This is a genomic window from Shewanella sp. ZOR0012, assembly GCF_000798835.1.
Lineage (GTDB): Bacteria > Pseudomonadota > Gammaproteobacteria > Enterobacterales > Shewanellaceae > Shewanella > Shewanella xiamenensis.
In genome coordinates this window covers 2630097-2642213 of the sequence record NZ_JTLE01000094.1, presented here as the reverse complement: position 1 = coordinate 2642213, position 12117 = coordinate 2630097, and the positions used below count along the sequence as shown (strand labels likewise).

7 protein-coding genes are annotated in these 12117 nt (G+C 44.6%); 4 read left to right on the top strand and 3 right to left on the bottom strand.

The window, feature by feature from the left end:
- Positions 1 to 549: 549 nt before the first annotated feature.
- Positions 550 to 3204 (top strand): TonB-dependent receptor plug domain-containing protein, encoded by a 2655-nt coding sequence (locus L976_RS13245; protein ID WP_047537372.1) that lies wholly within the window; start codon positions 550 to 552, stop codon positions 3202 to 3204.
- A gap of 154 nt (positions 3205 to 3358) precedes the next feature.
- Here L976_RS13245 and yfcC read toward each other — a convergent pair whose 3' ends face one another.
- Entirely contained in the window at positions 3359 to 4927 is a 1569-nt protein-coding gene (gene yfcC, locus L976_RS13240; RefSeq protein ID WP_081990919.1) for a putative basic amino acid antiporter YfcC, read from the bottom strand.
- Between the two features lie 285 nt (positions 4928 to 5212).
- A complete protein-coding gene (gene focA / locus L976_RS13235) occupies positions 5213 to 6199 on the bottom strand; it encodes a formate transporter FocA (protein WP_047537369.1) in 987 nt (328 codons plus the stop codon).
- 1028 nt (positions 6200 to 7227) lie between these two features.
- On the opposite strand from focA, the gene pflB reads away from it, so the two are divergent.
- Positions 7228 to 9510: a formate C-acetyltransferase gene (gene pflB, locus L976_RS13230; RefSeq protein WP_037419792.1), complete on the top strand. Its 2283-nt coding sequence runs from the start codon at positions 7228 to 7230 to the stop codon at positions 9508 to 9510.
- 63 nt (positions 9511 to 9573) lie between these two features.
- Positions 9574 to 10314, top strand: a complete 741-nt coding sequence (gene pflA / locus L976_RS13225; RefSeq protein ID WP_037419790.1) for a pyruvate formate lyase 1-activating protein — start codon at positions 9574 to 9576, stop codon at positions 10312 to 10314.
- A 14-nt stretch (positions 10315 to 10328) separates the two neighbouring features.
- On the opposite strand, the gene yfbV is transcribed toward pflA, so the two are convergent.
- Positions 10329 to 10772, bottom strand: coding sequence for a terminus macrodomain insulation protein YfbV (gene yfbV, locus L976_RS13220; protein ID WP_086023991.1), 444 nt, complete (start codon positions 10770 to 10772; stop codon positions 10329 to 10331).
- A 141-nt stretch (positions 10773 to 10913) separates the two neighbouring features.
- Here yfbV and ackA point away from each other — a divergent pair, with 141 nt between their 5' ends.
- Positions 10914 to 12113, top strand: coding sequence for an acetate kinase (gene ackA, locus L976_RS13215; RefSeq protein ID WP_047537366.1), 1200 nt, complete (start codon positions 10914 to 10916; stop codon positions 12111 to 12113).
- Positions 12114 to 12117: the final 4 nt, after the last annotated feature.

Genomic DNA, 12117 nt, shown 5'->3' with positions numbered 1-12117 from the left:
CTTTTCAAGTTAAAATCCACACCATCAATTCACTCACAAAACTTTAGACTGACAAAGTAAAAAGAACTCTCAAAAATTTAATAAAGGCTATAACAGCTTTATAAAACCATTCTTAAATCCTTTCGTTAAGATATTTTCAATATTAAAGACTCCAAAATACCGCATAAAAATCTGTATATTTAATATTGCTTAAATTTAAATCTACACATACTGAAAAAGTATGATTATTTTTTTATTACAAATGCTTTCAATTTTTACAAATAAAAAACAAATTAACAAACAAAAACAAACAAAAGCCATGTTTTCATTAGCAAAAAAGATTAAACGCACCCTAAGCCAGTAATAAACCAATAAAAAACAACTTAAGACAAACATTTTTGCAACAAAACACCTTTACACATCGTAACCAACATCAATATCAACTGTTGCACTTGTTATTTTCTTGTGGTTATATCTGAAGCCTAATTAAATAGGCACTTATTTCCTATAACGTTCCGTATTTAATTAAAATAACAACTAAACAAATAACAAGTGTTAAGGGAGAATGATATGCGCGCTAATTCAACATTGGCCAAAGCGGTTCGCTTTGCGTTAATTGGTGGTGCTACAACAGCTGCTTTATCTAGTATGGCTGTTTACGCTGAAGAAGGAGATAACGCTAAGGTAGAACGCATTGAAGTAACAGGTTCACGTATCCAAAGAACGGATATGGAATCAGCGTTACCAGTAACAGTTTTATCTGCTGAAGATATTGCAAAAACAGGTTTAAGCGATGTTTCTGCTGTTTTAGCACAAATGCCATTTAACACTGCCGGTAGCTTCATTAGCGATGCAGGTAGTTCTGCAAGTAACCATGCTAGCTCAGGTATGCGTGGTTTAGGCTCAAACCGTACGCTAACCTTGATCAACGGTCGCCGTATTGCGCCATCTGCTACATTTGGTGGTGATGCCACTAACCTCAATTTAATTCCAATGGATGCAATTGAACGTATTGAAATTTTACGTGACGGTGCATCAGCAATTTATGGTTCAGATGCTATCGGTGGTGTAATCAACATCATCCTTAAGAAGACTTTCGACGGTTTAGCATTTGATGCCAAATTTGGTAGCCCAACTCAAGGCGGAAGAGATGAAAAGTCGGCTTCTATCACTTTTGGTAATACCAGTGATAAAAGCAGCAGCTTAGTAATCATCGAACACAAGCAATTTGATCCACTGCAAGGTGGCCAACGTCCTCACTTAACCGCTAACTGGGATAAGAAATACGGCCGTAGCGGCTTGTATGCGCCAGAAGGCACATATCGTCCAGTTGAATCTCGTCCAGTGAAAGGCGCAGATGGCACATTCGGCACACCTGTCTATACCGGCTTACAGGTTCCAGGTAAAGATTGTCCAGCCGATCGCATTGTAACCACCAAAGACGGTTCAGCTTGTGGTTTTAACCAGTTTGACGGTACTGACTATCTCCCAGATCAAACAAAAGACTCTGTATTCTCTAATATGACTTACCGTATTACTGATGAATTAGAGTGGTTTGGTCAAGCTATCGTAATGCGTGATAAATCCATCACGTCTTCTACTGCGCTGTGGACTCCTAACCTATACATAGCAGCCGATAACCCATTAAACCCAACATTCGGCACAGCTAATGCGTCAGAAGTTCAAGCTTATCATCGCTTGAAAGGCGTAGCAGACCGTTCAACGGAATTCGACTCAAATGTAGTTGACATAGTAACAGGTTTAAACCTTGAGTTAGATGCAGGCTCTCTGAGCTGGTACGTTCAATACTCAGATCAAATTGTAAACATTGAAACTGACTCTTATGTCTTCGAAGATAAGCTGCAAGAAGCGGTTGATAAAGGTTTGTATAACCCATTCGTTGAAGGTGGCAACGCAACTCAAGCCACTTTAGATACTTTCTTACACACAGCTACTCGTAAAGCAACCTCAAATACAACCGGCACCGGATTGTCATGGGCGGCACTTGCTCCAATTTCCTTACCTGGCGGTGACTTAGGTTATGCTGTTGGTATGGAATACCAAAAAATTGAATACAAAGATTCCCGTGACGCTCAACAAGCAGCAGGTAACGTATTAGGGACTTATGGTGGTGATTCTGCTGGCGATAGAAGCTACAAAGCGGCATTCGTTGAGTTAGAGTTACCAGTTTTAGATCACTTGAACGTGAAGCTCGCAAGCCGTTACGACCAATATAGCTTACCAGATGTTGGTCAGCTTTCTAGCTCTGTAAACGTACGTTACGAAGCCTTAGATAACTTAGTGCTACGTGCATCCTATGGCCAAGGCTTTAGAGCACCGTCACTAGATGACCTGTTAGGCAAACCAGCAACCAGTTACGACAGAGTCACAGATACTACTCTGTGCCAAAGTCTACCACCTGATCAACAAAACGGTAATCCTGCTTGTGAAGATAACCAATATCTGCGTAAGAGTTCAGGTAATAAAGACCTAGATCCAGAGAAATCTGCTCAATACGCTTTCGGCGCAGTGTGGAATATTACTGAGAATATCGATTTTGTTGTTGATTACTACAACATTGAAATCACTGATCAAGTAAGCTACATCGGTGCACAAACTATCGTTGACTTAGAAGCAATTGGTGGCTTAGGTGCCTATGACCCTAAATACATCTATGTTAAACGTAAAGCTGATGGCACTATCGATGAGATTGGTGCAGGCAACATCAACATGGACGGCGTACAAACTTCGGGTCTTGACGTATCTTTCACGTCAAACTTCGATTTAGGGGAAATTGGTACATTTAAGTTTGCAGTTGAAGGTACTTATGCCCTGGAATACACCGAACAAGCAAGCCCAATTGCTAAACGTTATGATGTGTTAGGTACTAAAGGTTATCCGCCACTACGCTTCAATACGACATTTAGCTATGCAATTGATGACTTCTCTGCATCTTTGATTGCTAAGTACATTGATTCTTACGATGGTGAAACGCCACAGCAACAAGAAGTTGGCACGAATAAACAAGACTTCTCATCTTTCACCACGTGGGATCTGACACTGAACTACGACTTCGACAGCTACGGTAAAGTCACTGTAGGTGCTCGTAACCTGTTTGATGCAATGCCGACTGTTAACTACAGCTTAGGCTACCCAGGATACGATACAGATACTCATAACATCTTAGGTCGTGTCGTATTTGCAGGATACAAAGTGAAATTCTAATTTCCCTTTAGGAAGATAGAAAACCACAACAAAAACGGCATCCTCGGATGCCGTTTTTTTATCTGCTGTTTAACCAATATGACTGAGTCAAACCTTAGCTCCTATTTACCCCGCTGCTTCAGGTTACCCCTTGCGCCTAGCTAAATTCTCGCACCTAGTTAAATCCAAGATAATGCGCGCCAATCACCATTACGCTTGAGACCAGCATCAGCAGCAACATAAAGCGCCATACAAATTTCAGCCAATTACCCCAATCGACGCGGCATACGCCAAGAGTGGCCATCAAAGACGCTGAAGTAGGCACAATAATATTGGTCAGCCCGTCACCTAATTGGAAAGCCAATACCGCCACTTGGCGCGTCACACCAACGATGTCAGAAAGAGGTGCCATCAGTGGCATAGTCAAGGCAGCCTGCCCTGACCCTGAAGTCACAAAAAAGTTGAATACAGATTGAAACAGCAACATAAACCACGCCGAGAGCGCATCAGGTAGATGGCCAATCACCCCGCCAGCACTGTTAAGTACCGTATTTAACACACTCGGTTCAGTCGGTGCACCGCCGCCAAGGAGCAGTAAAATCCCCGAGGCACATCCCACTAAAAGAGCAGGCTCTAACATGGTTTTAGCGCCGTCCTTAAAACTCTGCGCCACCTTGTTAAGCGTCAATCCATTAAGTTTAAACACACAGCCAATGACGCCAGCTACCATACCCATGGTAAAAAACTGACTGGCAATCTCAGGGATAAACCAAGCTTTTACCACTACGCCCCAAATCACCCATACCATAGTGAGCACTAACAATGCTAAAACCAGTATATCGCCAAGATTAAAGCGACTCTCTAATGTCGTATTGGCATGATGCTCTCGAAAATAAGCATCGGACTGAAAACTATGGGATAAACTGGGTTGCTGCTGAATGCGATGGGCGTAACGCATGGTAAAAACAATCCCGATCAAGGTGAATCCAAGCCACATAGGAAAGCGAAACTCACTGCCTGAAAGAACCGGTATTCCCGCAATACCCTGGGCAATCGCCACACTGAAGGGATTCATCCAAGAACTGGCAAAACCAATTTGAGTCGCCACATAGGTCACCATCACAGTGGTGATGCCGTCATAGCCCAAACGGATCATTAATGGGCAGATGATAATGGCAAAAGCTATGGCTTCTTCTCCCATGCCAAACACGGCGCCACCAAGGGAAAACAGCGTAAATATCACCGGAATGAACAACTTTTCATTGCCACGGGTTTTATCGATTAACTTTAAGATGCCGTTATCTATGGTGCCTGTGGCCATCACCACCCCAAAAGAGCCGCCAATCACCAGCATAAACATGATCACGCCAATCGCACTGCCCCATTTAGACCCTGAAGTTAGGCCCTCAAAGGCGAAGTTAAAAAAGCCAACCCCGCCCTCGCCTTTAAACAATGCCACAGGTTGCAATTTAGGCTCGCCTGCAGCATCCAATTGATAGGCAAAAGAAGTAGGGTCGACCACCGTCCGCGCTTTATCGACGCCATCAGCCAGATAATGCACCTCTTGGGTTTGAAACGACCCGATGGGGATAAAGTAAGTCATTAATCCCGCAAGCAATGCCACAAAAAAGATGATCACTAAGGTATCGGGCATTTGAAATGGTGAGGGAGTGTGTGAAGCGGATGATGCCGGAGCAGTCTGAGCTGCCTCTGTTGGCTGATTCGTCGAAGGTGGAGTCGTCATAGATGCGCCATTTTATGTCAAACGGAAAAGGCCGCACTATAAACTAAAGCGCTTTAAATCAGTATATAAAATCTTCATTCACTTGCATGAATATGCAAAATGGTCACATCTATCACAAACAAGTAATCTACATAAAAAAGCCTTTGCGGTGAAAAAACAAAAAAATGCCCAGTAAAACTGGGCATTTTTTATGAGCCTAAGGCAAATATCACTCAAAGAGAGACTCATAAACCTAAGTGACTTACTCTCTTGATTACTTTCTCTTGATTACTTTCTCTTAATTACTTAGTCCCTTAATGACTTAGTCTCTTGGCTATTTTTCGCCTTTTCAGTGTGCAATGGTGACGCGAAAAAATGAGCCTGATGGGATTTTTGTGGATCGGGTAAGGCAAGTTGTCCTTGCTCAATCCACCAATAGCCGAGGCCAACAATCACGCCGCCGCCGACGATGTTGCCTAAGGTCACAGGAATTAAGTTATTGAATACAAAATTTGTTACGGTTAAATCGGCAAATTGTTCTTGGGTAATACCTAAGGAAGCAAAAAACTCAGGACTTGCCACAGCTTGAATTGTTATCCCAAACGGCACCATAAACAGGTTTGCAATGCTGTGCTCAAAACCGCTACTAACAAACATGGCTACAGGTAGGACCAATAAAATGGCTTTGGTTAGCGATTCTCGGCTGGCGAAGGTCATCCAAATACCAAGACATACCAGCATATTACATAAAATACCTAAGCTAAATGCTTGAATCCATGTATGGTGCAGCTTATGTTGTGAAACCTTTAAAGCATTTAGTCCCCAATTTCCGCCATCAAGCTCATATAAACCCGCCGCCATAATCAAGCCGACCATCAACATGGCGCCGACAAAGTTGCCTAGGTAAACTCGCGTCCAGCATTTGAGTAACTCACTGGTAGTCACTTGTTTTTGCGCCCAAGCCACACTGCTTAAGACTGAACTAGTGAACAACTCGCCGCCGCAAATCACGACCAAAATTAACCCTAAGCTAAAGGCGATACCGCCCACAAGACGTACTAAGCCCCATGCACTATCGTCCGCGCCCGTGGTGACGGTCAGGTAAAACACAAAGGCTAAAGCAATAAAGGCTCCCGCAAACACAGCTAAACCAAAGGATTGCCAAGGCGCCTTAACCACTTTACTTTTGCCATAGATTTCGGCTTGGTGATAACAACTAAAATGCGAAGAAACCTGCACAGGCTCATAGCCATTTGATGATGTCTGTGGAGCGTTAGCATGTGAGTCTTTCATAACCGTACTCCCAAACCCGATAAACAAACGCGAACTTGCAACATAGGTCTCTCCTACAGCGCCGAGGCGCAGATCAAACCAATCAAAATTTACATTAAGACTTGCTTAAATGATGACTCACTAAAGTCACGCTTTGTAACATACAAATCGTGTTCGCCGTGAAGCAGAGTTTGCCAAAGCGTGATGTTATTCACAGGTAAAATGTAAAATTTTTGAAGAGGCAAACACAAAAGGTTAATTGGTCATACCAATTCTGTTTGCATTTTGCCAATTTATCACCGCCCATCTAAGCATTATTCACTGACTAGATTAAGCAGATTTAACCTTATACAGAGTGAGTGAAGCATGAGTATCCTTCACTGAGATGGCAGCTTGTTGACTAAGTGCTGTAATCTTTTAAATAGCGGCTCAACAAGAAATCACAGTATTCGAAGCCCAACACAACAATATTCCGCATCAACCTCCACAACTTTAAATGCTTTAGCACCGCCAAGCATTCCGTATAATCAGGCCTTTTTCATCGCAGCTTTACCTGCCAATTGGAGATTAAATCGTAACCATTAAAAATCAATCGATACGGTGATAGCTTTCGCCGGTTAAAAGCGCGACAGTCTGTTAAATAAGCGATAGCTTCAGCCCGCAATGGGCCAACAAAAGCGTGTTTTAATCCTTATTGTGCTAAAAAAATGCTACCTCGCTAGCAAATTTAAGATTAACAGAGGACAAACTCGCCCGTTTAAGATGCGAGACAGTAAGAGCTATGTTAATATGCTTATGGATAATTGGTCTTACCAATTTATAAAAAGAGTTATCGATAGCCGATAATCCACGTTAAACGTATATTTGTCATCTTATCGGGTATCAATAGACAGACACTTGGCGCGATAAACATCCCCAAGTTCCAGTTCCCATCATAGGGCGTCATCTTGAAGGGAGCTTTAATCAGGAAATAGCAATTGGCCTATACTCAACATGGCTTACCCCATGAGCGCCAATGACCTTTATCTCAACCAAAAGGTATTAGTACGATGACCGACAAAACTGAACTGTTTGCCAACGCATGGGAAGGTTTTACCCCTGGCGATTGGAAATCTGAAGTCAATGTACGTGACTTTATTCAACAAAACTATGCTCCCTATGAAGGTGACGAGTCATTCCTAGCCGGTGCCACCGAAGCCACAACCAAGTTGTGGGACAAAGTGATGGAAGGCATCAAGCAAGAAAACCGCACCCACGCGCCAGTAGATTTCGATACTAAGATGGTCTCAACCATCACTTCCCATGACGCGGGTTATATCAATAAAGATTTAGAAACTATTGTTGGTTTACAAACTGATGCGCCGCTCAAACGCGCTATGTTGCCTAACGGTGGTATTCGTATGGTGGAAAGCTCATGCGCCGCCTACGATCGCGTACTAGATGAAGATGTTAAATACATCTACTCAGAACTGCGTAAAACCCACAACCAAGGCGTATTCGACGTCTACACCCCAGAAATCATGGCGTGTCGTAAATCCGGTGTATTAACCGGTTTACCCGACGCCTATGGCCGTGGCCGTATCATCGGTGACTATCGCCGTGTTGCACTTTACGGTATCGACTTCTTAATGAAGGATAAATTTGCCCAGTTCAGCTCACTGCAAGCCCAGTTTGAAGCCGGCGAAGATTTATCTAACGTTATCCAACTGCGTGAAGAAATTGCCGAGCAGCACCGCGCACTGGGCCAAATGAAGAAAATGGCCGCAAAATACGGTTTCGATATTTCTCGCCCAGCAACCAATGCTAAAGAAGCTATCCAATGGACTTACTTCGGTTACTTAGCTGCGGTTAAGAGCCAAAACGGCGCAGCGATGTCTTTAGGCCGTACTTCAACGTTCCTGGATATCTATATCGAACGCGATCTGAAAAACGGTGTTATCACTGAGCAACAAGCTCAAGAAATGATTGACCATTTCGTGATGAAACTGCGTATGGTGCGCTTCCTACGTACTCCAGAATACGATGAGTTATTCTCAGGTGACCCTATTTGGGCAACCGAATCTATCGGCGGTATGGGCTTAGATGGCCGTACACTGGTGACCAAATCAAGCTTCCGCTTCTTGAACACGCTATACACCATGGGCCCAAGCCCTGAGCCAAATATCACTGTGCTCTGGTCTGAAAAACTGCCTGTTGGCTTTAAAAAGTACTGCGCAAAAGTGTCTATCGACACCAGCTCAATTCAGTACGAAAACGATGACTTAATGCGTCCAGATTTCCAATCTGACGATTATGCGATCGCTTGCTGCGTGAGCCCAATGGTTGTGGGTAAACACATGCAGTTCTTCGGTGCCCGTGCAAACCTCGCCAAAACCATGTTGTACGCAATTAACGGTGGCGTTGACGAAAAACTGAAAATCCAAATCGCGCCAAAAGCCGACCCAATCACTGACGAAGTGCTGAACTTTGATGATGTGATGAATCGCTTAGACGGTTTAATGGATTGGTTAGCAACGCAATATGTCACAGCACTGAACGCCATTCACTACATGCACGACAAGTACTCCTACGAAGCTGCGCTAATGGCGCTGCACGACAGAGATGTACGTCGCACAATGGCCTGTGGTATCGCAGGGCTTTCAATCGCAGCCGACTCACTGTCAGCCATCAAGTACGCTCAAGTTAAACCTGTGCGTGATGAAAATGGCATTGCCGTTGACTTTGAGATCAGTGGTGACTATCCAAAATTTGGTAACAACGACCCACGTGTTGACGATATCGCCTGTGACTTAGTTGAACGTTTTATGGCGAAAATTCGCGACCGTAAAATGTACCGCAACGCGATCCCAACTCAGTCAATTCTGACCATCACCTCGAACGTGGTTTATGGTAAGAAAACCGGTAACACACCAGACGGTCGTCGTTCAGGTGCGCCATTTGCACCGGGTGCAAACCCAATGCATGGCCGTGATGAAAAAGGCGCAATCGCCTCGTTAACCTCAGTGGCTAAACTGCCTTTCGCCCACGCTCAGGACGGTATCTCTTACACCTTCTCTATCGTACCTAATGCTCTAGGTAAAGATGAAGATGGTCGTCGTACCAACTTAGCAGCGTTGATGGACGGATATTTTGCCCACAACGAAGGACACGAAGGCGGTCAACACTTGAACGTGAACGTGATGAACCGTGAAATGCTCGAGGATGCGGTTGTCAACCCAGACAAGTATCCACAACTGACCATTCGTGTTTCTGGTTATGCAGTTCGCTTCAACTCACTGACTCCAGAACAGCAACAAGATGTGATCACGCGTACGTTCACAAAAGGTCTGTAAGCTAAATTAGGTAAGGCTGTAGTACAATGTGCTACAGCCTCACTTATTTCAACAGGAGTCACAATGGCAGTTACCGGTCGGATCCACTCAGTGGAATCCTTTGGCACAGTGGATGGTCCAGGCATACGGTTTATCACCTTTATGCAGGGCTGTTTAATGCGCTGCCAATATTGCCACAACCGTGATACTTGGGATCTCGATGGAGGTAAGGAAGTACAAGTCGACGAGTTAATGAGCCAAATCATTAGCTACCGCCCCTTCCTCGATGCCAGCAACGGCGGCGTCACCGCTAGCGGCGGCGAAGCCATATTACAAGCGGAGTTTGTCGCCGAACTCTTTAAAGCCTGTAAAAAAGAAGGCATTCATACCTGTTTAGATACTAATGGCTTTGTGCGTAAGTACACACCAGTGATTGATGAGCTACTCGATAATACCGATCTGGTTTTGCTCGATATCAAACAGATGAATGACGATAAACACATTGAACTGACCAAGGTTAGCAACCACAGAACGCTGCAATTTGCCGAGTACCTCGCCAAACGCAATCAGCCAACTTGGATACGTTATGTGGTCGTGGGTGGATTTACTGATGATGAAGCCTCGGCATTACAACTGGCCGAATTTATCAAACCCATGAAGAATATTGAAAAAGTAGAACTCCTACCCTACCACGAGCTTGGTAAACACAAGTGGGAAGCGATGGGAGAAAGCTATCAACTTGATGGTGTCGCACCACCTAGTCGCGAAACCATGGAAAAAATTAAAGCCGTGTTTAGCTCACAGGGGATTAACGCGGCATATTAAGCGTCAAGGGAGGCTTAAAGCTCCTCCCAATAACTGGCATCTAAGCGCTCAAAGGCTATTTTTAAGATGAGCGCCATATCAAGGTAACACGCCTTAGCGCCCAAGGATTGGCAATGAATGCCCATGGCAGACAATTTCGCACTCAACTGATTACTCCAGTCGAACAGCGATAACGGTAATGGATGGCGCGCACGCCAGCCTAGCCATAACAAGCCCTGCAATGGCAGGCTGATAAAAAACAACGCGATAGTGAGTGCTTGGGGTAAAAATCCCCAACCATAGGTATAGAGCTGACTCACACTCGCTAAAATTGCCAATACTGGCATCACCAGAATGGCAAGCTGAGTGGCGCGTACCACCCGATACTCAGGAAAATACAAACCCAGTTGTCTAACCATAGGCCACGTCTTCATATAACGACGACCGTCACCTAAGGTTTTGAGAATATTGAGACTCAATTTTAGACACCTACTACAGAGGAATACTGCTTTTACCATAGCACAATCTGGCACTTCGCCCCAAGACTGTGATGGCAAATTACTCGCGTGTTCCCAAGATTTTGAATCGTTAACTTAAACACAATGGCAAAAGGTTTACACATGTCTAATAAACTGGTTTTAGTACTCAATTGCGGTAGCTCCTCACTCAAATTTGCCGTCATTGACGCGCAAACAGGTGACGATCAGATCTCTGGCCTCGCCGAGTGTTTTGGCTTAGAAGACTCGCGCATTAAATGGAAAATCAACGGTGAAAAACATGAGTCCTCTTTAGGTGCATTCACCGCTCACCGTGAAGCCGTTGAATTTATCGTCAATAAAATCCTCGCGGGTCAACCTAAATTAGCCGCACAAATTCAAGCCGTAGGTCACCGTATCGTACACGGTGGAGAAAAGTTCACCCGCTCTGTGATCATCGACGAGCATGTGATCAAAGGTATTGAAGAGTGTTCATCTCTAGCACCGCTGCATAACCCTGCGCACCTTATCGGCATTCGCGCCGCCATTGCGTCTTTCCCTAAACTGCCACAAGTGGCTGTTTTTGATACTGCGTTCCACCAAAGCATGCCAGAGCGCGCTTTCATCTACGCCCTGCCATACAAATTGTACCGTGAGCACGGTATCCGCCGTTATGGTATGCACGGCACTAGCCACCTGTTTGTCAGCCGTGAAGCCGCTAAAGTGTTGAACAAGCCTTTAGAAGAAACCAATGTGATCTGCGCGCACTTAGGTAACGGTGCCTCTGTGACGGCGGTTAAAGGCGGCAAGAGCGTTGATACCTCAATGGGACTGACGCCGCTTGAAGGCTTAGTCATGGGCACACGCTGTGGCGATCTCGACCCATCGATCATCTACCACTTAGTACACCAACTCGGTTACACGCTGGAAGAAGTCAACAACCTGATGAACAAGCAAAGTGGTCTGCTGGGGATTTCTGAACTGACTAACGACTGCCGTGGCATCGAAGAAGGTTATGCCGATGGCCATAAAGGTGCAACCTTAGCACTGGAGATTTTCTGCTACCGTCTAGCGAAATACATTGCTTCTTATACTGTTCCACTTGGTCGTTTAGATGCCGTAGTCTTTACTGGCGGTATCGGCGAAAACTCCGATATTATCCGCGAGAAAGTGCTCAACATGCTGCAAATCTTTAATTTCCATGTTGATAGCGAGCGCAACAAAGCGGCACGCTTCGGTAAAAAAGGCATTATCACCGCCGACAACAGTACTGTCGCTATGGTCATCCCAACCAACGAAGAGTGGGTTATCGCCGAAGATTCAATTAAACTCATTAGTAAATAATAAG

Excerpts from the sequence above, each read along its gene's own strand:
- L976_RS13245 (WP_047537372.1), top strand. The coding sequence starts at position 550 with ATGCGCGCTAATTCAACATTGGCCAAAGCGGTTCGCTTTGCGTTAATT.
- yfcC (WP_081990919.1), bottom strand. The coding sequence starts at position 4,927 with ATGACGACTCCACCTTCGACGAATCAGCCAACAGAGGCAGCTCAGACT.
- focA (WP_047537369.1), bottom strand. The coding sequence starts at position 6,199 with ATGAAAGACTCACATGCTAACGCTCCACAGACATCATCAAATGGCTAT.
- pflB (WP_037419792.1), top strand. The coding sequence starts at position 7,228 with ATGACCGACAAAACTGAACTGTTTGCCAACGCATGGGAAGGTTTTACC.
- pflA (WP_037419790.1), top strand. The coding sequence starts at position 9,574 with ATGGCAGTTACCGGTCGGATCCACTCAGTGGAATCCTTTGGCACAGTG.
- ackA (WP_047537366.1), top strand. The coding sequence starts at position 10,914 with ATGTCTAATAAACTGGTTTTAGTACTCAATTGCGGTAGCTCCTCACTC.